Raw genomic sequence first — 18,895 nt, forward strand, 5'->3', positions numbered from 1 at the left:
GAGCCGACGCATGATTCTCGATGAGGAGGCTTTGGTGTGCACAGCCGTCGCCTCCTCATTCCTCTCGAAAAGAAGCCTCGATAAGCCGCCGCTGTCTCGTGGTTCTCCTCTTAGCTAAAGACGGATGGTGCCAGGTGTGTGGAACGCCTAGATACGGTCCACACCCTGCCGAGAAGGCTTAATCGTGCTAGTGATGCCAGATACGTCCAGGTCTGCCCGTTCAAATGGACTCTCGATAGCGAACGGTGAAATCAGTTCAGAGAAGCCCAGCGACGATGAGGAGTGCTATCGAAACAACACTCGCAGTCAGAAACCACGGTCGCGCTGCCGTCGCTGCAGTTGCCGCCGATTGTTCCGGTGGAAGGCCGGTTAGCTGACGGAAGCCACCGTAGAGCACTATTGGAAGGACGAGCCACAGGCCGACCATTGTCAGGACGAGATGCCCCCGCCCGGTCAATTGGAGGGATTCGGCGGTGTAGAGCGTTCCTGCAAGATGCCCACCGGTGAACAGCAGTAGCAGCACCGAGGCGATCGTGAGATACGAGAATCGACGGCCGATAAGAGCCAACGCCTCCTCTCCGAGCAAGTCTCTACGAGCTGCAGGGAGCACAGTGCCTGCAACCAAGAGTGTACCTCCGGTCCACAGTGCAGCAAAAATAGTGTGGATAGTCATAACAACGTCGAGCATCGTCGCCATTACTGACCCTCCATACTCAGGCACGATCTTTGTCCAGTATCCGCGTTGTCGTCAACAGATTCACCAGCTTCGAGGATCATGAGTTCGGTTCGTTCTTTCGGCCGGTAACGGTATCTAGCCATCATTCACCCAAATCTGTGACAGCAGTAGATAAACAACGATGGAACTGTCCCAGAATGTGGGATTGGAGACCGAGCGGCGGAGATCAGACCAGTATTCGGCATCGACTCTACCCAACTACGTATCGGACGTTCTGCTAGTCCAACGATCTGGGAACACCCGATACCCCTATACACCCATAGTCGTAAGACAGAGCTAACTGACAGCGTACCCGTCTCGGAGTCGAGACGACCTGGAGAATGCGATATTCGAATGACTGAGGAATTCATCGACCCAAACCGGCTCTCGCTCATCCCATCACGGTCGAACGCGACTCAGACAGCCACCAATATGGTGCAGGATCCCTCGACGGATGACGACGATCCGCCCGTTTCAGCAGTCCTTCAATCGCTCGAAGACAGTAAATGCAGAGCGATACTCACGACATTGACCGAGCCGAAATCCGCAACCACACTCTGCAACGAATGCGAGTTGCCGAGTTCGACAGTGTATCGCAAACTTGAGCGACTCCGTGAGGCCGCTCTCGTCAAAGAGTACACTGAAGTCCGCCGTGACGGACCGAACGCCACGTTGTACGAACGGGATTTCGCGGATATCTCGATCAGCATCGACGACGACGAATTCACCGTCTCCGTCGAACGACCAGACGAGGATGCCGAGGACCGTATGGCGACGTTCTGGTCCGAGATGAAGAAAGAATCATGACGGACAGTATTATCATCCTGCTCGGCATCGTCAAAATCGCTGCATTAGTCCTCGGGGGTATCGTCTCCCTGTTAGCGTATCGAGCCTATCAACGAACGCAGATCGAGGGACTCCAGTACTTCGCAGTGGGTCTCATGGTCATCACCATCGGGACGTTTCTGGTCGGGATCCTCCACCACATCTTCGGCATTCCGAGCGTCCAGGGAATGCTCTTTGAGAGCCTCATCGCTTGTGGCGGTTTCCTCGTCATGATATACGGACTCTACGGTCAGTAGCCGCGGCTACTCGATCGGTTGGAACCACTCAGAGACTATTCCATCCAGCCCACCCACGCCGTCTGTTTCATTCAGAGTGGCCTGTTCAGTTGTCTAGTTACGAAATCGTTTCCAGAGAGTAACCGAACTTCGCGGTTGTCCCACGTTGTGGGAGACCTCCATCGTTCCATATGAGGCACACACGGAGAGTGTGACAATGAACGAGTCGAATACACCAGTCCGTCAGCCAACCTCAACGCCACAGCCCACGCGAATACGAAGCGGTGTCGGTGACCAATGAAACGGAATTTGCCGTCTCGATACGCGGACGCGCTCGTCTCGCGGAGCAAACTCATCATCGTCCTGTTGCTCGTCCTCACGGCGATCGTCGGCGCTGGCGCGGTGGTCGGCACCAGTGAAGACGGTGCGATCGGTCAGGCAGGCATCGACTCCGAGGAACAGGTAGCACTCGAGGAGATCGAATCGACGTACGGAACGGACGATGCGGTGGTCACACAGATCGTCGTCAAAGACGAAGGTGGAGACGTCCTCACCCGCGAGTCGTTACTGCAGAGCCTCCGACTCCAGCAGGAGATACGGGAAACCGAAGCCATCAATACGACGCTCCGAGCGGAGTCGGGGCTCCGCGGTCTCGAGAACATCGTGGCGACTGCGGCCTACTTCGAAGCCCGAACGGCTGGGAGCGGGACAAACGACACAGCCTCCACCGGTCGGAACGGGCAGCCACCAGCGCCGACACTCGACCAACAGATCGAGGCGCTCGAATCACGCTCAGACGAGGAGGTTGATGCACTACTCACTCGACTACTCAATTCGGATTCGACCGCCCCTGACCGTGACCCGACCACATTCCTGCCGTCGGACTACGAACCCGGCGCAACGAGCGCCGACGCGAGACTGACACTCGTCTTCCAATCCGACAACAGTGGCGGCGCTAGCGGAACGCCCCAGGAGGCGTCCGATGCGCAAGTGGCTATCGCCTCCCTGGTCGACGAGCGCTTCGACGACGCCGACGCGTTCGTCTTCGGACAGGGCATCATCGACGAGGCGTCCTCGCAGGCCATCGGCGACAGCTTCCTCATCATCACCCCCGTCGCTCTCGTCCTCCTGCTCGTCGTCCTCGGTATCGCGTACCGCGACGTGGTCGACGTGCTCGTCAGCCTGTTCGGGATCGGCATAGTGATGGTGTGGCTCCAGGGTATCCAGGGCTGGCTCGGAATCCCGTCCAGTTCGATACTCATCGCCGTCCCGTTCCTGCTCGTCGGGCTGAGTATCGACTACTCGCTCCACGTCGTCATGCGCTATCGCGAGGCGCGAACGGGGGAGCTCGACGCCGATTCCCAGTCCGATGGCCGACGTGACCCGACCACTGCGATGCGGGTGGGGGTCGCCGGTGTCGTCGTTGCGCTGGCCGCTGCCGCGTTCTCGACCGGCATTGGCTTCTTCTCGAACTACGTCAGCCCGCTCGGGTCGATACAGGACTTCGCGCTCCTGAGCGCGGTCGGCATCGTCGCGATGTTCGTCGTCTTCGTGGCACTCGTCCCGGCCGTCAAACTCGAAGTTGAACGACTCCTCGCTCGACTCGGGCGTGACCGCCAGCAGTCAGCGTTCGGGGTCGGCTCAGGGCCGATTCGCCGTGTGCTCTCGGGTACTGCGACTCTCTCTCGACGCGCACCGATCGCTATTCTCGTCGTCTCACTGTTGTTGGCTTCGGCAGGTGCTTACGGTGCGACGGGCCTGGATACGGAGTTCAATCAGGCGGATTTCCTGCCGGAGGATGCCCCAGAGTGGATGGAGTCGCTTCCGGAACCGTTCGCCCCCGCTGAGTACGACGTCCGAGAGGATCTCTCGTACCTGAGCGACAACTTCCGTCAACGCGGGCAGGGTTCGGAGGCCCAGATACTGATACGCGGGAACGTGACCGCGCCGGCAGTGCTCACTGCAACCGACAATACGTCTCAGTATTCGAGTCGAAATGGAACGATCGCCATGCAGTCGGACGGCACGGCCGCTGTCGAGAGTCCGGCGACTGTCCTCCGGTCTGTCGCCGCCGGGAATCAGACGGTCGCCGCCGCGATTGACGCGCGAGACTCGGATGGTGATGGCCTCCCGGACGAGGACGTCGCGTCTGTCTACGACCTCGTGTACGGCGCCGCTCCCGACCGGGCGTCGACAGTCCTCTATCGTACCGAGAACGGGTCGTATGCGACAGCCAGGTCACTCGTCGGTGTGCAGACCGACGCGGCCGCCCAATCGATCGCCACCGACGTGCGGCAGGTCGCCACAGGCATCGAGGGGAACGCACCGGTGACAGCCGTTGCGACGGGTGGGCCGATCATCACTGCTGTCGTCCAGAGCGCCCTGTTCGAGACGCTCGTCGAAGGATTCGCCGTAACGCTGGGTGTCATCCTGGCGTTTCTCCTTGGCCTGTACTGGTGGCGGTACCGCGCGCCAGGGCTCGCGGTCGTGGTGCTCGTCCCCGTCCTCCTCGCGCTTGCGTGGTTGCTCGGCACGATGGCACTGCTCGACATCCCGTTCAACAGCGAGACTGTCGTCATCACGAGTTTGGCGATCGGGCTCGGCGTCGACTACAGCATCCACCTCGGTGAACGATTCGTCGACGAGCGTGAGCGCCGAGCGTCGCTCGACGAGTCGCTGGTGGCGGCAGTCACAGGGACTGGCGGTGCGTTGCTGGGGAGTGCAGCGACGACGGCTGCGGGCTTTGGCGTCCTCGCACTCGCGCTCTCCCCGCCGCTCCACCGCTTCGGCCTCGTGACTGGGTTGAGTATCGTCTTCGCGTTCGTGAGCTGTGTCACCGTGTTACCGTCTCTCCTCGTAGTCCGAGAACGATACCTCAGCTGAAAATAGCCGCAATAGAGTCACAATGGAACCGGTGATTCATTCGCTATGTACCGCCTGACGGCGTCCTCGTGTCTCCAGACCACAAATCGGTTCAGGTACAGCCGAGTGAGCTCTGGTGACCCAAGCGACGACGACCTGCGCACGTACAATAGGTTGTTCTACGCCGAAAATCGGCGGAGGCGTACACATGGACCCACGAAACACACCTGGTTATCGGATGCACCGCACGCTCAGCAATCTCATTGATATCGACGTCGATGAATTGGATCCCGCCAATCGGGAGCGAATCGACGCAGCGATGAGAATCCTGGAGCAAGTGAATCTCCTTACTTGACCAGCCGCCACGGGGGACGTTGGCGGCCACGTAGTATCCTGATACACGACCCTCGAGGAGCGGTTCTTCCTGGTTCGTCTCAGGATATGTTTGTTATCCCCTGAAGGAGGTGAGGAGCAGGGGAACGTCCCCAGGTACAACTCATGCCAACACTCCAAGCAGCGACGATGTCGACGTCGTTCCGAACATCGACCTCCGGTACGTGATCGCGTTCAGGATCCGTCATCGTTATCACCGCCAGAATACGGCAGTACTCTGAAGGGCCGCATCATGTCGTGGTCCTCGTGTTCGAGCATGTGACAGTGCCACATGTACCAGCCGGTCTGGTCGTTGAATAGGCCCTCAAACCCGCCGAAGTGAACGATCACGTGAGTTACCTCCCCCGGATTCGCCGTGACGACGTCGTTCCAGCCCATTTCTTCCGGTGCGGGGGGTTCAAGCGACTCGATATCGATCGTCTCCGCCTCGGGGTCGTACTCACTGTACGGCTGTCGCCCAAGCACCTGGAAGTGCACGAGATGCATATGCATCGGGTGAGACATTCCCGTCAGGTTCGCGAAGCTCCAGATTTCCGTGTCGTTGAGGGTGGGCTCCTCAGTAACCGGATCGTACAGTTTGTGGGGCGATGACTCCGCTTCCGAACCCAAGAGGTGCAAGGGTCGTCCGTACTCGTCGGAACTCATGGTCATCGGGAGGTACCGTTCCTCGTCGACCGAGTCGACGGGGATTTCTGGCACTTCCGCCAACGTACTCGGAACCTGGCTCGGATCGTCGACGTCATCGGCGGCGACATCGACAAGCATCACGTCCGGTAGCGGCTGTTGTTCTCCGGTATTAATGTCCGGGCCACGGTAAGGTGCCGCGGCGTCGTTGTGCACCAGGAGCGTCTGTCCGGCGTAGTCCGAGAAATCAACGACGACATCGGCACGTTTGCCCGTACCGATCTCCAGACGGTCCTCGATCGTGACCGGTGAGGCCAGCAGACCACCATCGTTTCCGACGAGGGTGAACGGCGGCCCGCCCGCTCCGGTCGTTCCGTCCGACTCGTTGTACTCGAACAGCTTGAGGTTGTAGAACCGACAGTTCGACCCATTGAGGATCCGAAATCGGTACTTCCTCGGGTCGACTGAAAGCCGAGGCCAAGCCTTCCCATTGACGACGGACGTGTCACCGAAGAACTGCGAGACGATGCTCGGGTTGGGGTTCGGCGAGTCGCTGTCCGTCCCGGAGCGGGCGGTCGGGTAGAACAACGATCCGTCGTCGTTGAAGCTGCGGTCCTGGAGCACCAGTGGGATCTCGTACTCGCCCGACGGTAGACCAAGTGACTCCTCTCGGTCGTTCCGGAGGAGATAGAGTCCGGCAAGACCGGCGTAGACGTTCAACCGAGTAATTCCGAGCGAGTGGTCGTGATACCAGAGCGTGGCCGGGGGCTGGTCGTTTACGTAGTAGTAGTCTTTTTTCTTGAACTTCGGGCCGGTTTGCTCGAAGTCCCGCGTGAACCACGCTGTCGGCTTGCCGTCGCTCGTGTGCTCGACGTTCCCGCCGTGAAGGTGGGTCACGACCCGTACTCCGGTACTGTCGTAGGGAATCTTGCTACTGTGAATCGTCTCATCCACCGGCAGGAGATGTTCGTTCGGTAACTTGTTCATCCAGCGCACATAGACTGGTTCGCCCTGCTGTGCTTCGATCGTCGGCCCCGGGTATTGGCCGTCGTACCCCCAGACAGTCGTCGGTGGAAGGTTAGGATGAATCTTCTGCTCAATCTCGCGCATTTCAACCTCGTAATAGGGGTTCCCGTCCTTCTCCCCAACTGGTTCCAGGACACCTGGCCGAGGGACTTCGGCAAGCCACTTTTCAATCTCAGGCGACGAATGCTCGCCTGAGAGTGACTGCGACGGAGTCTCAGTTCTTCCAGTCGGGGCTACACACCCTGCGAGACTCAGCGCGCCAGTACTGCCCGTCGCCGCAATGAATTCACGCCGCGATAGGCCGGTCCCGGGCGCTCCAAGATGGTCCCTCATGTATAGAACTTCGTGCGCAGTGACAGTCAGTCGACGGCGGAATCCCGACCGGTGGGAATCCGCCAAAGTGGTCTATCAGTGGCGTTCCAATGGTCGGGTATGGAACGTCGACAGGTCCTGAAAGCAGGTGGAGTCGCCGCAACCGCAGGTCTCACCGGGCTCGCTGGCTGTAGCAGCTCGAACCCCGACGAAAGCGGTGAGACGGATACTCCATCGAACGGAGACACAACGACAATTCTGATGGTCACGGAGGGAAGCGACTATTACTTCGACCCGATCGGGCTCTTCGTCGAATCCGGCGAAACGATCACGTTCGAGATCGATAGCGGCAGCCACTCTGCGACAGCATACAAGAAGGGGAATGGACAGGCGTCAGTCACGCGCATCCCGGACGGTGCCGAGGCGTTCGACAGTGGGATACTCAGCGAACAAGGTGCTACCTTCGAACACACTTTCGAGACAGCAGGTACGCACGACTACTACTGTACCCCCCACAAGAGCCTCGACATGGTCGGCCGCATCGTGGTTGGAGAGCCCGGAGGCCCCGCTGAGGGGAGTATGCCGCCGGACGGAGACGTCCCTGAGAGTCAAACGATCGTCGACCAGGGAGCGGTTTCGTACAGCGACTTTTCTGGGTGACGCTCCACCCGCAGCTGTTAGCTGGTCGGTTCGTAACCTTAGTATCCCAATCAGAGACAACTATATTTCCGACACCGCGAATCTTAGTTTGTGCTCAATAAACCAGATTGCCGGATTCCCATATGTTGGGATTCCGCCCGGTATTCTTGGGAGTGTCGACTCACAGCTACGCTAGAGACACCCACTCAGATTGATCGAGAGACGATATCTGGAATCTGGTACTCATGCCCAACACGACACTCAACATCGAAGACAACCATACAAGTGAACAGCAATCAACCTCCGAGTCCCAGTCGAGAGTATCATGTCCGGAGTGTGATGGTCGGGTCGTTCACGATGATGAGCACGGGGAGACAACTTGTAAGGAGTGTGGCTTGATTCTCGACGAAGCAGCTATTGACCGCGGTCCGGAATGGCGGGCATTTCATAGTGAAGAACGAGACGAGAAAAGTCGCGTTGGGGCTCCAACAACGCAACTCATGCACGACAAGGGACTCAGTACGACGATCGGTTGGCAAAATAAGGATGCGTCTGGACAGTCGATTTCGGAGCGTAAGCGTGCCCGAGTGCAACGACTTCGAACGTGGGATGAGCGGTTCCGAACGAAGGATGCACACGAACGGAACCTCAAACAAGCACTCGGCGAAATCAGTCGGATGGCATCCGCCCTCGGTGTCTCAAGACCAGTTCGTGAAACCGCTGGGGCCCTTTACCGCCGGGCTGTCGACGAAAACCTCCTTCCAGGCCGATCCATCGAAGGAATGTCGACAGCCGCTCTGTACGCAGCAGCCAGACAACACGGAACGCCACGTCCTTTGTCTGAATTCGCTGAGGTCAGCCGAGTCGAAAAAATCCGCATTCAGCGTGCATATCGGTATGTATCTCGTGAACTCGAGTTGCAGATTGAACCAGCAGATCCTCTCCAATACATCCCTCAATTCGCGTCGGCGCTCGAGGTGAGCGATGAGGCGACACGACAGGCCCGTGAACTACTCACTACCGCAAAGGCGCAGGCTGTTCACAGCGGAAAGAGCCCTGCGGGTCTTGCAGCGGCCGCGCTCTACGCGGCGACTCACTTAACGAATGAACAGTTGACACAGGAGACGGTGAGTAACGCTGCTCACGTGAGTATGGTAACCATTCGGAATCGCTATCAAGAACTGCTCGAAGTCTACGCAGAGAACGGTGACTATGCGTGAAGAGCGATCCAGCGGAGCCATGCGAGAGGGTTCGGACGCCTCCAGTTCAGCGAGGGACGTGATGAGTGAACTCACTCGCGAAACCGAACGGGAGATCCTTGAAATACTCATCGCGGAATCGCCACTGGGTGTCATGGAGATCGCTAAAACTGCTGAGCGCCATCCGATAACGGTGGATCAAACCTGTGCTCGTCTACACGAGAAGGGATATATCCATTCACGCGGCCGAGGACGCTATGAGGTCACTGAGAATGGAGTCAGACAGATTTGAGATGGATGCGATTGATACTCTCGAGGAGCCGATTTCTGTTCCAGACTACGTCCACTCTCCATTGTTTGAGTTGTAATCGGATGCCATATCCCCAATACCGTCCAAAATTAGAGTATGGTGAGCGATCCCGCGTCATCTGAGGACTCTCCATCGTTGCAGAATGTCCTTGATGCGCTGGACGACGCCAACTGTCGAGCTATCCTCCGTGAAACAGCTGAACCCATGACCGCGAACGAACTCATCGACGCCTGTGACATACCCAAATCGACGTTGTACCGGAAACTAGAACTCCTTAGTCGAGCCTCCCTCGTCCGCGAACAGGACACAATCAATCCTGGTGGGGGTCGAACTACGCGATACGAACGAGACTTCGACGATGTGACCATCTCTATGGACGACGAAGACGACTTGTCGGTAGCCGTGAAACGCCCACCACGGAGCCCCGACGAACGCCTCGAAGATATTTGGTCGAAGATGGGGGATGAGTTATGATGTGGACAGGACCGGCCATTGTCGTCGTGAAGACGGTGATCCTGCTGTTGGGGAGCGGTATCACGTATATCGCGTACAAGGCGTATCGACGAACAGGCACGCCCTCACTGCGAGCGCTCGGGATCGGGTTCGGTGTTATCACGTTCGGCGCGCTGCTCGCAGGAATTGCACATCAAATCCTCTCCGTCTCACTCGAATTGGGCATTCTAATCAATAGCGTCCTTGTTGCGATAGGATTGGCTATCATCATGTACTCACTTTATCTCGAACGCAGGTGAAGACAGCTCCGCGACTACGAAGGCGAGTACGTAAGTTTGAAACTCAGTCTGACCCATTTTGGAGAAAGTACGGTGTATCGAGTATGCAACTGCGTTGGCACGCGGTTTCTGTCGGCCCGCCAGTACGCTGATTGTGGACCGGATAACGCTGACCGTTGCCTCGGCGGTATCTCACTCACGCCCCACTACCGTACACAGCGCTATTCGATGTAGTATCGGCAAGCGAATTTCGAACGACAACATCCATGAGAACAGCTCTATCCAACCCACTCACAGACATCCAGCAATCACAGACAGTCCTCATCATCTTTGCGAGTACGCTCGTGAGTGTGATGGGCGTCTCCCTCATCAGCCCAGCACTGCCGACGATTCAAGCAGCATGGAACATCTCGGCGAGTCAAGCGAGTCTCCTCATCTCGGCATTTACCTTGCCCGGTATCGTTCTCACACCGTTCATCGGTCTCATCGCCGACCGCGTTGGTCGCAAACGTGTGCTCGTCCCTTCGCTATTCTTGTTTGGCGTGAGTGGCATTGCAGTCGTGTTTGTCGACGAATTCACAACGCTTCTCGGTCTCCGCGTCGTGCAGGGAACCGCTGGCAGTGCCATCATGAGTCTCACCGTGACGCTGCTCGGTGACCTGTTCTCGGGGGAACAGCAGAGTCGTCTCATTGGACTGAACGCGGCAATCCTCGCCATCGGCGCGGCTGGCTACCCCTTACTGGGCGGTGGCCTTGCGCTGCTCTCGTGGGCCGCGCCGTTCGTCTGTTTCGCACTCGGTATTGTCGTCGCCGTTGCCGGCTCTGCGATTCTCCCTGAACCCGAGAGTAGCATGGATTCGTCCGGACTGTCGTACGTCGTTAACGCAGCTCAATCGGTCCCAACACGGACGGCTCTCGGGTTGTACGTCGCTATTTTCGGCATTTTCTTTGTTCTCTATGGCGCACAGCTCACGGTCGTCCCGTTCATTCTCGACGAATCCTACGGCCTTTCTTCTGGGATGATCGGGCTGTTGCTCGGACTCCCAGCGGTGACGATGGGGGTGACGTCCTCACAGTCGTCCCGTCTCATGCGCCATCTCTCACCCCCGCGGCTCATCACACTCGGTTTTGTGACCTACGGTATCGGGATGACGCTCGCTGCACTCGCCCACTCGATCACCGTCCTTGCCGGCGCACTGTTCCTTTTCGGTATCGGGCAGGGATTCGCGGAACCGATCACCGATACAGCACTGAATACACTCGCGCCCGATGCGTTCCGCGGCGGAATCATGAGTATCCGAACGAGCGTGCTTCAGTTCGGAACGACCCTCGGCCCGCCAGTGTTCGTTGCTGTTGCCTCAATTGTGGGCTACACCGATACGCTCCTCATCGCCGGTCTCGCTGCCCTCGCTCTCGGCATCTCTGCGTTCGGCCTTCTCACGCTTTCAGAAACTGGGCAATCAACTCAACGTCGCACATTCACAAATGAGTGATTGATCTGTTCCATGAGCTTGTCTCTATCCCGAGTACGGTTGCCCCGCACCCACGAAAAGAGGGTGTAGATGGCTTCGTTCAGCGAGTGTTCTAGGCCCATATCTGCCCCTCGGAACGTAGGCCAATAGACCGAAGGCCGGTATCACAACAGATCTCGATACGTGCGTGTACTTGCTTGGGAGGTCTTCTAAACGCTTTCCGCACATTCGAGAGGAGCGAATCATCCACCGTCCCGTTCCAGAACCCAGTAACCGCAGTACGTTTGTTACCCCCTGAGGAGTGCGGGGGTAGGAAAGCGCCCTCGAGTACAACCTATGGCAACACTCCAAGCAGCGACGACGTCGACCGGCACGATTGTATCGGACGCACAAGCAGTCCGTCAGCTCTGTGAGAGCTATTGCTTCGGGACCCTCAACTGGGAGGTAGACGAGGAGGGCGAACTCATCATCTGGGGCTACGATAGCTTCGAGGTGTACGAAGCGCGTGAGAACGGTCTCCCCGATTATGACGGTGGGATCGTGACCCACGAGTTCCTCCGGCAGCTCGCGGAGTACATCGATGGCGACCAGGAACTCGACATCCAGACGGCCGGGTATACGAAGTGTCGATTTCCGGTCCTCGCCAAGCGGTACGTCATCCGCAATGGTGAGGTCCTTCACGCCGATCTGACCGGACTCGACCCGATCGGCGAATAACTGGTGATCATCCCTTGGCAGGTGAAGAGGAGTCGTTTATCGGGGGCTGACGGACTGAGCCCCACGTGGGGCTTCGTGATACCATGTCCGAGCAATCTACTGACGACTCGTTCGAGGACTGTGAGCTAGGCCCCGAGGCAATCCTCGGTACGCAGACGTTCGAAGACGTCCTGTTCACCGAGGAGACAGAGACCCCGGTGAATGTTCTTACTGGCGAGACGCCCGAGCATTCGCAAGCGAGCGTCGACGAAGCTCGGGCCTTTGCCGCCGGGATCGACACCGATACGCCGCAGATCGCGCTGCAAGCATCGGTCGAATCGCAGATCGAAACCGCGAGCAAACCGTACACGGCAGCCGCGTTCTTCCACTTCAAAGCGACTGGAACACTCGCACTCCACCGCGCCTACCACGCAGCGTACGAATCGGCGGCGTTCGCGGTCGATTTCGACGCCGACTACGAAACCGGTGACCTGACGATCACCGTCGAGGAGATCACTGGGTCGGAACGAGACGACGCCTAGCGAGCGCGTATTCCGGCGGTGTTTATCGAGCGCCGGCGATGGGTGCCGGCGCACCAAGCAGTGATGCGGAGCGGAGTCGCGTGCGTCGGCAGACCGAGGTGACAACCGATGCACATGGTCATTTACACGCTAGTTGAGGCATCGACACGAGATGATGCGCTCGCCACCGGAAAGACGGTGTTCGATCGACTCGTCGGCGCCGTGCCACACGCAGGTGCTGTCTTCGATTACTACGTGTGCTTTGACGAGGAGGACACGACGGTCGCTGGAACGGCCCGTTGGGGTGATCTCCCGGTTGCAGCTTCTGTGGAATCCGATGAGGGCGAGGAGCTGCTCGAACGCGGCTGGGAAGCCACGAAAGAGGAGTTTCAGCGGAATCTCGACCGGGTGAAGGAGGCACTCGACGAACACAGCGACGAGGAGATCATGCGCGATGCGGACCTCGCCCGGCACGCATTCCACCAGGTCGGTGCGTACGACGGGCCTTCGGTCTGCCTGTATGACGAACATGGCAGCGGCATCCGGCATCGAGGCCAGTTGGAGCGAATTCTCGACGAGAGTGACGATCTCTGGATTGTGCCGGCGGACATCCACTTCTGAGGGAACAAACCGGCCAGCTGCTCCGTGGTGCAGTGACCGCAGAGCATTTTTTTCGCCCCCTGAGGGGTGCGGGGGTGCTCGAACGAGCACACCTCGAATAGAACGATGAGTGGAACTATCGACTCACAATCAGTCGAACAGACACGCCCGAGAAGTGACCGTGACGTCGTCTACGTCGGCTATCGACAGCGAGGCCGCGCCATCGTGGAGAAACAGCCCGGTCAGGAACGGCTCACTCCAAATCGGAGTCTCGAGTTGGCGAGTCACAGTCCCTCTGGCTTCGAATGGGGATACGGGGGCAGTGGCCCGGCACAACTCGCGCTCGCGCTCCTGCTCGATTACTCCGACGACGAGGAGGTTGCGCTAGCGCAATACACGGAGTTCAAAAACCAGGTCGTAAGCCAGTTGGATTGCACTGGTCCCGGCGGGCGCTGGCGACTCACCGGCAGTGACATCGACGCAGTCCTTCGCGAGACATCCGACGAAGCGGCCGCACCGTCTATCTGAGCACCAATCACTGAGAGTAACATATGTCGGAACACAACCAGCCGTCTCGTGCGGATGTCGAATCGATAGAGAACAGTGAGCGGCCGTCACCAACGGAATACGTCGAACGCAGCGACGTCGGTGTCTCGCTGACCGTGAAGCTCAAGCGCGGAACCGGGACACGAGATGAAGACCAGATCAAAGCCAAGGTGAAAGCGAAAACGCTCGAAGACGCCCGAGAGGACATGGAGATCCTTCGAGCGTACGTTTACAAACTCGCCGAGGACGCCCGCCAAATCCAACCCGAGGAAGAAGACGAGTAAGCAGTCTAGCGGGTCTCACAAAACGATTTGGCAGGCCACAAATTTCGACTCGTTTTGACTGAACTATCTGTTCAATGTGTGTGCGAATGGGGCGAGTCGATTCAAAAATCGTAGTATCAGCTATTGCTAGGCCCAGTGAAGGAGATAAAGGAGATAGATGCTAGCGCCCGTAACGAGTATACCGACCGCTGCAAAGGCCACAACAGCCAAACCAGTTGTGTAGAATGCCATTTGAACCGCTTGAAGGCCAACGAGGATCGTGAATGCTGCCAGTATCGTCCAAAAGACAGTTGAGAGAACTGACCGTCCCGCTCTTGACATCTCCTCCCTCACGGCACGCCGAATTTCGGATTCAGTGAGGTTGTCGGAGTCAGCCATATCAAGTCCTACGCTCGCCATCCATTATATATTTAGCTTGTACCGAGCGATAAGTGTACTACCTGTACTGAGCGTTCAGCCTATTCGCCACACGACGCGAAACGAGGATGCACAAACTACTCTCTGACATTCTCAGTCCGGCGCTGTTTTTTCGTCGCCTCAGCAGGAGCGGAGGCGACACTCAGTGAGCAACTCCTCAGAGCAATCCACGGAATCGAGCGGCCTATCACCGGAACAGCGTCTCGAACCATCGAATACGGGACTTCTCAACGCCGGCATCGTGACGATTCACGACATGGAGACGCTGCGGGCCTGCGTTGCCTACGAGAACACCCACCAGAATCGGGTCCAGATTCTCCGGCGTCTCGAACACAGAGCCAGCGAACTCCGCAAAGAAGAGGGCTGAGACAACGCTCGTGGAAGTTTTTCGGAGCCTCCAGTGGGTGGAGGCTCAATTCACATGAGCAATCGACCGGAAATCGAGATTCAACAGCAGACCGCCTTCGGAGACGATGGCCAGCTCGAAGTGACCGGGACGAGCGTCGAAACCTCCCTCGAGGACTTCGGTGCGGACGTGGACCACCGCGACCGTGATTCACGGCTCGATCGGCCCGAGGCGAGTGAGTTCGGCGTCGACGACCGTCCGGAGGTAGAACAATCGTCCGAGAGTGATCAGTCGAACCTCTTCGCCGATACTACCGAGGATCAGCAGACGCTCGCCGGCGACGATGCATCCGATCGCTGTCTCTTCGAGGAGTAACCAACAACCAGTTCGTTCGACTGGCTGTGTTGGGTAAGTGATGGTGAGAAGCGAGATATCGACTCGCGAGACTAGTCAATCCCCGAATCAAGCGACTGCGAGCCTCCCGAACGCGGGGGCATCAGTACCCATGCCACGAATTACAAATTGGACGCGTGAGAGCCGTACCCCGAAGCTAGCGTATCGCAACACAGAGACCAACGCGCACGCGGTGTTTCACCGAGCGCCGGACTCGTATATCCACAAGTGGCGTGCCGCGATCCTCGTCGACGGCTACCCGGTGTGGTCGCGCGGATTCGAGACGAAAGAAGCTACCTCGCTTCGCGATGAACTCCGAAAGCGACCCCACCCTGAGTTACCCTGTCCAGAGTGTCCGAACGACGACGTCGTCGTCGGCCAGAAGAGTGCTGACGGCGCGAAAGTCCAACGGTGGTTCGAATGTCGAGAGTGCGGCTACGAAAGCCGGTCAGCAATCATCTACGGCCCTGAACGCTGAACGAGAGTTCGGAAGGACACGTGCTCGTTAGCGGAAGGTGTCATAGAATAGTCCCTCCGAGATGAATTTCGGGATGATGCCGATGCCGTTCGCTGTGAGGAAGTCGGCGACGAGTGCAGAAAGGCCGTCGCACCAGCGCCAGAGGAAGGCGAATCTGATCAAACGGTTTCGAGCGCGCTCTCGATTGGTTCGTCGCCTTCGATCATCTCGAAGGTCTTCCCGTAGGTGTTCTCCGTGTCGAGTGCGGTACCGAGCGTGCGGGCAACGTCGGCGCGGGTGACTTGGCCGCGTTCGACCCGACGGGCTGCCTCAATCCGCCCGGTTGCGGACTCGTTGGTCAACTCCCCTGGTCGGACGATCGTCTCCGTGAGTTCGCTTGCTTGGAGATGCTCATCAGCCGCCAGTTTGGCTTCGAGGTACGGCCGAAGCGCGTCGGGACTCTCCTCAGGGTTGTCGGCATTGATCGCACTGAGCATGACAAAGCGCGGGACACCGTGCTCTTCGGCTTCGTCGATTAGCCTGATTGCACCGTCTCGATCGACGCCTTCGACGTCCTCGCCACCAGACCCCGCCGCGAAGATGATCGCGTCGCTTCCGTCGACGGCGTGGGAGACGTCCTCGGTGAGGTCCGCGACGACCACCTCGACGCCGAAGGCCTCCATCTCCGAGACCTGTGACTCCTCGCGCACCATCGCTTGGACTGTGTGATCGCTTTCGCTCAGCACCGCAGTAATATGCTGGCCGACCCCGCCGTGTGATCCTGCGATGAGTACGTTCATGGCGTCGTAACGGACGTGCGATAGCGCCAAAAGAATTCGTACTCGGGGAAGCTCCTGATCCGGCAGAGAGGTCATCAGAGACCACCACTGGCCCTTCACGAGGTAGTTTTTGAGCGCCCGAGAGGGGCGCGGGCGCAGGCGAATGTGCCCCCAGAGGTGACCAGAATGGACGATACAACCCAGACGATAGCGTACCGGCTGACGATCACCGTCGACGGCGTCGAGCTACCCGTCGATGAGGAAATGCGCCATGCACTCCTGGACGATCTTCGCGTAGCAGTCCGTGACCGAATCGGGGAGCGCCACGGCGTCGAAGTGGACCAGGACGACATCACCATCGCGACGGGGTATCGCTACGCGCAGGTGCCAGCAGAGTGTCCGCTCTGCAGCGAGCGTCTCGATCTCCTGAGTGTCCATCTGAACAACGAGAATGGCGCGTACGCGAGCGCGAAGTGTTCCGATGAAGACTGCGAGTGGAGCGGCGACGCCGTCTATCGCATCATCGACCTCGAAGGCGGCGAGAGCAACGCCATCGAGAGCAGCGTCCTGACCGGCGATATCACGCCGAGCTACGACCCTTACTGATGAATTCAATGGAAGACACGCCCACATTCACGCGTATCGAACCGATCTGCCCTCGCGACGGCTGCGACTCGCAGCTTGGTATTGGGAAACCCGTCTATGCAGGCGAGCAGACCGACATCGCCTACGCCGACGTCTGGTGTCAGAACGAGGCGTGTTCGTTCACTGCCTGCGCGCAGTTCGCACTCGTCGATCTTCTTCACGAAGAGGCGGACTCAGAGACGAGTCTCGTCCACGCCGGAGAGATCGACCCACTCGAGGCTCGATACCACCGATGAGTTAACCAACATCAGAAGCGGCTAGCTCTTATTGTTGGTTAAGATTGGCGTCTGCTCGTGGTTTTTTCTCGCCCCGAGAGCGAGCACGGGGCGATCAACCCTGCATCTTCTGGGTGATTCGAGATGGCGCTCTCAGCACGTCCGACCAGCAGCATCGCGACTGAAATTACAGCCGCTCGGCAGGCTGACCACCTGGCGTTCCTCCACCGGGTTCCATTTGCGCTTGACGCATTCCGGCTCGGCTTTCTCACGGGCTTTCGCGAGGACTGTACCTACCAACAACAGCAGTACACAGACCTGGACCTACCGGTCGGGATGCTCGACAACGATTTTCGAAATCCCGACCTCGATCGGTATATCGAGCGCTTCTTCGAATACGAACCGGAGGTCGGTGTGATTGGCGACGCCTACGACGTCGACGAGGTCGACGAATACGTTGCTGCTGCCTGCGAGATCCAGGGAAGTTACCCGGACGCAGACCCCGTGATCGTCCCGAAGTGCCAGGCAGCGATCCACGCTGTCCCCGATGACCTCGTCGTCGGGTACTCCCGGGGATACGCTGATCGACTCGCTCACGAGTTCTCTGATCCTGCTGATTGGCGCGGGCGGCGCGTCCATATTCTCGGTGGCAGTCCACCCAAGCAACTCGATGTGATCGAGCAGCTCACCCGACCGACGCTGACGGGTGACCCACCTGCCGACATCGTCGGCCTCGACTGGAACGGGCTGCATCGTGGGGCGCAGTTCGGCGAGTTCTGGACGTCGGACGGCTGGGACGACAGCGGTCGCGACGCCGAGCACATGACAGTTCGGAAGACCGTTCGCCATGGCCTTGCCCAGATTCGCGAGTTCTGGCAGGCACACGGCGTCTGGCCCGAGTCGACGCCCCAAGAGGATGGACTTGAACTCGAGTATCATGGCCCGTCACCGACCCATCTCGATGGTGCTGCATGTACTGAATGTGAGGCGAACGTCTGGATGACCCGGCGCAGCCCCTACATCGCTGAGTACGACACGGGCGAGATCTGTGGCTACTGCAGCTATGATTGCTACTTCGCACATCGTCATCGGAACAATCTCGAGGAGCTCGCCGGCGAGCAGAGCGTGTACCTCCCGCCCGCATGACGCCACAAGCGGTTTTTCGTGCCCCCGGAGTGGGCGAGGGCTCGAAAAAGGCCTTCACACTGAGGTGAACTCCTGTGAGTCAACAACAGAGTACGAACGACGTCTCGATTGATGAGATTCCAGTCGATGTCGCGAACACCCAATCCGGCGAGGTCGATTCCGGCGAGGTGCCCGAGGAAATCCGATCGGTTACTCGTGAGCTAGCCGGCGAGCAGCCACCGACGAATCCGCTAGTCGTGTTGAAGGCCGCCCGCTGGTGGTACATCCACGGAAAGGGCGGAGCCGATCCCGCGTTCCAGTGGGCCATCGAGTGGGTACGACACCTCGCGGCCGACACCCCCAGCGACGTGGAACAGTTCGATGAGTTCCTCGAGTACCTCGTGGCGGTCGGCTTCGCTGACGAGAAAGCAGCCTTGCGGTGACCGCCGCCGCGAGTTTTTTATGCGCCCCAAGGGGTGCGGCGCGTCCTGAACTGACGCAATCGCCGTGAATTCGATTCGGTGAAC

The 18,895-nt window shown here is 58.7% G+C and carries 24 protein-coding genes; 20 read left to right on the top strand and 4 right to left on the bottom strand.

Features of this window, described 5'->3' with window-relative positions:
- Nucleotides 1–256: 256 nt before the first annotated feature.
- On the bottom strand, nt 257–697 hold the full coding sequence (locus EPL03_RS18845; RefSeq protein WP_135536396.1) for a hypothetical protein: 441 nt from the start codon (nt 695–697) through the stop codon (nt 257–259).
- A gap of 372 nt (nt 698–1,069) precedes the next feature.
- Between EPL03_RS18845 and EPL03_RS18850 the strand changes: the two genes are divergently transcribed.
- From EPL03_RS18850 to EPL03_RS18860, 3 genes are all read left to right on the top strand, one after another.
- Nucleotides 1,070–1,522, top strand: a complete 453-nt coding sequence (locus EPL03_RS18850; RefSeq protein WP_098727617.1) for a winged helix-turn-helix domain-containing protein — start codon at nt 1,070–1,072, stop codon at nt 1,520–1,522.
- The gene (locus tag EPL03_RS18855; RefSeq protein WP_098727616.1) at nt 1,519–1,797 is read left to right on the top strand and encodes a DUF7521 family protein; all 279 of its coding nucleotides are present in this window, start codon (nt 1,519–1,521) and stop codon (nt 1,795–1,797) included. The genes EPL03_RS18850 and EPL03_RS18855 overlap by 4 nt, the downstream gene beginning before the upstream one ends.
- A gap of 276 nt (nt 1,798–2,073) precedes the next feature.
- A complete protein-coding gene (locus EPL03_RS18860) occupies nt 2,074–4,659 on the top strand; it encodes an efflux RND transporter permease subunit (RefSeq protein ID WP_115864527.1) in 2,586 nt (861 codons plus the stop codon).
- 546 nt (nt 4,660–5,205) lie between these two features.
- Here the strand turns inward: EPL03_RS18860 and EPL03_RS18865 are convergent.
- On the bottom strand, nt 5,206–7,014 hold the full coding sequence (locus tag EPL03_RS18865; RefSeq protein ID WP_115864528.1) for a multicopper oxidase family protein: 1,809 nt from the start codon (nt 7,012–7,014) through the stop codon (nt 5,206–5,208).
- A 99-nt stretch (nt 7,015–7,113) separates the two neighbouring features.
- Here EPL03_RS18865 and EPL03_RS18870 point away from each other — a divergent pair, with 99 nt between their 5' ends.
- From EPL03_RS18870 to EPL03_RS18920, 10 genes are all read left to right on the top strand, one after another.
- Nucleotides 7,114–7,653, top strand: coding sequence for a plastocyanin/azurin family copper-binding protein (locus EPL03_RS18870; protein ID WP_115864529.1), 540 nt, complete (start codon nt 7,114–7,116; stop codon nt 7,651–7,653).
- Between the two features lie 224 nt (nt 7,654–7,877).
- On the top strand, nt 7,878–8,852 hold the full coding sequence (locus EPL03_RS18875; RefSeq protein WP_135536394.1) for a transcription initiation factor IIB: 975 nt from the start codon (nt 7,878–7,880) through the stop codon (nt 8,850–8,852).
- A gap of 385 nt (nt 8,853–9,237) precedes the next feature.
- A complete protein-coding gene (locus EPL03_RS18885; protein WP_012289575.1) occupies nt 9,238–9,615 on the top strand; it encodes a winged helix-turn-helix domain-containing protein in 378 nt (125 codons plus the stop codon).
- The gene (locus tag EPL03_RS18890; protein WP_049892643.1) at nt 9,612–9,893 is read left to right on the top strand and encodes a DUF7521 family protein; all 282 of its coding nucleotides are present in this window, start codon (nt 9,612–9,614) and stop codon (nt 9,891–9,893) included. Before EPL03_RS18885 ends, EPL03_RS18890 begins: the two co-directional genes overlap by 4 nt.
- 245 nt (nt 9,894–10,138) lie before the next feature.
- Nucleotides 10,139–11,365, top strand: coding sequence for an MFS transporter (locus tag EPL03_RS18895; protein WP_012289573.1), 1,227 nt, complete (start codon nt 10,139–10,141; stop codon nt 11,363–11,365).
- Between the two features lie 315 nt (nt 11,366–11,680).
- Nucleotides 11,681–12,061, top strand: a complete 381-nt coding sequence (locus tag EPL03_RS18900; RefSeq protein WP_050033547.1) for a hypothetical protein — start codon at nt 11,681–11,683, stop codon at nt 12,059–12,061.
- Between the two features lie 83 nt (nt 12,062–12,144).
- Nucleotides 12,145–12,582: a hypothetical protein gene (locus EPL03_RS18905; RefSeq protein WP_006186968.1), complete on the top strand. Its 438-nt coding sequence runs from the start codon at nt 12,145–12,147 to the stop codon at nt 12,580–12,582.
- Between the two features lie 108 nt (nt 12,583–12,690).
- Nucleotides 12,691–13,182 (top strand): hypothetical protein, encoded by a 492-nt coding sequence (locus EPL03_RS18910; RefSeq protein ID WP_006186967.1) that lies wholly within the window; start codon nt 12,691–12,693, stop codon nt 13,180–13,182.
- A 105-nt stretch (nt 13,183–13,287) separates the two neighbouring features.
- Nucleotides 13,288–13,689: a DUF6166 domain-containing protein gene (locus tag EPL03_RS20545; protein ID WP_006186966.1), complete on the top strand. Its 402-nt coding sequence runs from the start codon at nt 13,288–13,290 to the stop codon at nt 13,687–13,689.
- A 23-nt stretch (nt 13,690–13,712) separates the two neighbouring features.
- A complete protein-coding gene (locus EPL03_RS18920) occupies nt 13,713–13,991 on the top strand; it encodes a DUF7389 domain-containing protein (RefSeq protein ID WP_012289570.1) in 279 nt (92 codons plus the stop codon).
- Nucleotides 13,992–14,117: 126 nt separating this feature from the next.
- Here the strand turns inward: EPL03_RS18920 and EPL03_RS18925 are convergent, their stop codons facing one another.
- Entirely contained in the window at nt 14,118–14,369 is a 252-nt protein-coding gene (locus EPL03_RS18925; protein WP_012289569.1) for a hypothetical protein, read from the bottom strand.
- A 184-nt stretch (nt 14,370–14,553) separates the two neighbouring features.
- On the opposite strand from EPL03_RS18925, the gene EPL03_RS18930 reads away from it, so the two are divergent.
- The 3 genes from EPL03_RS18930 to EPL03_RS20550 all read left to right on the top strand — a co-directional run bounded on the left by EPL03_RS18930 (nt 14,554) and on the right by EPL03_RS20550 (nt 15,625).
- Nucleotides 14,554–14,775 (top strand): hypothetical protein, encoded by a 222-nt coding sequence (locus EPL03_RS18930; protein WP_049892641.1) that lies wholly within the window; start codon nt 14,554–14,556, stop codon nt 14,773–14,775.
- Between the two features lie 54 nt (nt 14,776–14,829).
- Nucleotides 14,830–15,129 (top strand): hypothetical protein, encoded by a 300-nt coding sequence (locus tag EPL03_RS18935; protein ID WP_049892640.1) that lies wholly within the window; start codon nt 14,830–14,832, stop codon nt 15,127–15,129.
- Nucleotides 15,130–15,259: 130 nt separating this feature from the next.
- Nucleotides 15,260–15,625, top strand: a complete 366-nt coding sequence (locus EPL03_RS20550; RefSeq protein ID WP_012289567.1) for a DUF7568 family protein — start codon at nt 15,260–15,262, stop codon at nt 15,623–15,625.
- A gap of 158 nt (nt 15,626–15,783) precedes the next feature.
- On the opposite strand, the gene EPL03_RS18945 is transcribed toward EPL03_RS20550, so the two are convergent.
- Complete coding sequence (locus EPL03_RS18945) at nt 15,784–16,404, bottom strand: SDR family oxidoreductase (RefSeq protein ID WP_012289566.1); 621 nt, start codon at nt 16,402–16,404, stop codon at nt 15,784–15,786.
- A gap of 165 nt (nt 16,405–16,569) precedes the next feature.
- On the opposite strand from EPL03_RS18945, the gene EPL03_RS18950 reads away from it, so the two are divergent.
- The 4 genes from EPL03_RS18950 (at nt 16,570) to EPL03_RS18965 (ending at nt 18,811) form a co-directional block, all read left to right on the top strand.
- Nucleotides 16,570–16,989: a hypothetical protein gene (locus tag EPL03_RS18950; protein WP_049987713.1), complete on the top strand. Its 420-nt coding sequence runs from the start codon at nt 16,570–16,572 to the stop codon at nt 16,987–16,989.
- Nucleotides 16,990–16,997: 8 nt separating this feature from the next.
- Nucleotides 16,998–17,264 carry a hypothetical protein gene (locus EPL03_RS18955; protein ID WP_135536620.1) on the top strand — a complete coding sequence of 89 codons (267 nt, stop codon included), beginning with the start codon at nt 16,998–17,000 and terminating at the stop codon, nt 17,262–17,264.
- A 123-nt stretch (nt 17,265–17,387) separates the two neighbouring features.
- Nucleotides 17,388–18,389, top strand: a complete 1,002-nt coding sequence (locus EPL03_RS18960) for a DUF6610 family protein (RefSeq protein ID WP_012289563.1) — start codon at nt 17,388–17,390, stop codon at nt 18,387–18,389.
- A 74-nt stretch (nt 18,390–18,463) separates the two neighbouring features.
- Nucleotides 18,464–18,811 carry a hypothetical protein gene (locus tag EPL03_RS18965; RefSeq protein WP_012289562.1) on the top strand — a complete coding sequence of 116 codons (348 nt, stop codon included), beginning with the start codon at nt 18,464–18,466 and terminating at the stop codon, nt 18,809–18,811.
- Nucleotides 18,812–18,895: the final 84 nt, after the last annotated feature.

The organism is Halorussus halobius, from assembly GCF_004765805.1.
Lineage (GTDB): Archaea > Halobacteriota > Halobacteria > Halobacteriales > Haladaptataceae > Halorussus > Halorussus halobius.

Excerpts from the sequence above, each read along its gene's own strand:
- EPL03_RS18865 (WP_115864528.1), bottom strand. The coding sequence starts at position 7,014 with ATGAGGGACCATCTTGGAGCGCCCGGGACCGGCCTATCGCGGCGTGAA.
- EPL03_RS18910 (WP_006186967.1), top strand. The coding sequence starts at position 12,691 with ATGCACATGGTCATTTACACGCTAGTTGAGGCATCGACACGAGATGAT.
- EPL03_RS18860 (WP_115864527.1), top strand. The coding sequence starts at position 2,074 with ATGAAACGGAATTTGCCGTCTCGATACGCGGACGCGCTCGTCTCGCGG.
- EPL03_RS18890 (WP_049892643.1), top strand. The coding sequence starts at position 9,612 with ATGATGTGGACAGGACCGGCCATTGTCGTCGTGAAGACGGTGATCCTG.
- EPL03_RS18870 (WP_115864529.1), top strand. The coding sequence starts at position 7,114 with ATGGAACGTCGACAGGTCCTGAAAGCAGGTGGAGTCGCCGCAACCGCA.
- EPL03_RS20550 (WP_012289567.1), top strand. The coding sequence starts at position 15,260 with ATGCCACGAATTACAAATTGGACGCGTGAGAGCCGTACCCCGAAGCTA.
- EPL03_RS18895 (WP_012289573.1), top strand. The coding sequence starts at position 10,139 with ATGAGAACAGCTCTATCCAACCCACTCACAGACATCCAGCAATCACAG.
- EPL03_RS18945 (WP_012289566.1), bottom strand. The coding sequence starts at position 16,404 with ATGAACGTACTCATCGCAGGATCACACGGCGGGGTCGGCCAGCATATT.
- EPL03_RS18955 (WP_135536620.1), top strand. The coding sequence starts at position 16,998 with ATGGAAGACACGCCCACATTCACGCGTATCGAACCGATCTGCCCTCGC.
- EPL03_RS18935 (WP_049892640.1), top strand. The coding sequence starts at position 14,830 with ATGAGCAATCGACCGGAAATCGAGATTCAACAGCAGACCGCCTTCGGA.
- EPL03_RS18875 (WP_135536394.1), top strand. The coding sequence starts at position 7,878 with ATGCCCAACACGACACTCAACATCGAAGACAACCATACAAGTGAACAG.
- EPL03_RS18850 (WP_098727617.1), top strand. The coding sequence starts at position 1,070 with ATGACTGAGGAATTCATCGACCCAAACCGGCTCTCGCTCATCCCATCA.
- EPL03_RS18905 (WP_006186968.1), top strand. The coding sequence starts at position 12,145 with ATGTCCGAGCAATCTACTGACGACTCGTTCGAGGACTGTGAGCTAGGC.
- EPL03_RS18845 (WP_135536396.1), bottom strand. The coding sequence starts at position 697 with ATGGCGACGATGCTCGACGTTGTTATGACTATCCACACTATTTTTGCT.
- EPL03_RS18960 (WP_012289563.1), top strand. The coding sequence starts at position 17,388 with ATGGCGCTCTCAGCACGTCCGACCAGCAGCATCGCGACTGAAATTACA.
- EPL03_RS18950 (WP_049987713.1), top strand. The coding sequence starts at position 16,570 with ATGGACGATACAACCCAGACGATAGCGTACCGGCTGACGATCACCGTC.
- EPL03_RS18855 (WP_098727616.1), top strand. The coding sequence starts at position 1,519 with ATGACGGACAGTATTATCATCCTGCTCGGCATCGTCAAAATCGCTGCA.
- EPL03_RS18925 (WP_012289569.1), bottom strand. The coding sequence starts at position 14,369 with ATGGCTGACTCCGACAACCTCACTGAATCCGAAATTCGGCGTGCCGTG.
- EPL03_RS18900 (WP_050033547.1), top strand. The coding sequence starts at position 11,681 with ATGGCAACACTCCAAGCAGCGACGACGTCGACCGGCACGATTGTATCG.
- EPL03_RS18885 (WP_012289575.1), top strand. The coding sequence starts at position 9,238 with ATGGTGAGCGATCCCGCGTCATCTGAGGACTCTCCATCGTTGCAGAAT.
- EPL03_RS18920 (WP_012289570.1), top strand. The coding sequence starts at position 13,713 with ATGTCGGAACACAACCAGCCGTCTCGTGCGGATGTCGAATCGATAGAG.
- EPL03_RS20545 (WP_006186966.1), top strand. The coding sequence starts at position 13,288 with ATGAGTGGAACTATCGACTCACAATCAGTCGAACAGACACGCCCGAGA.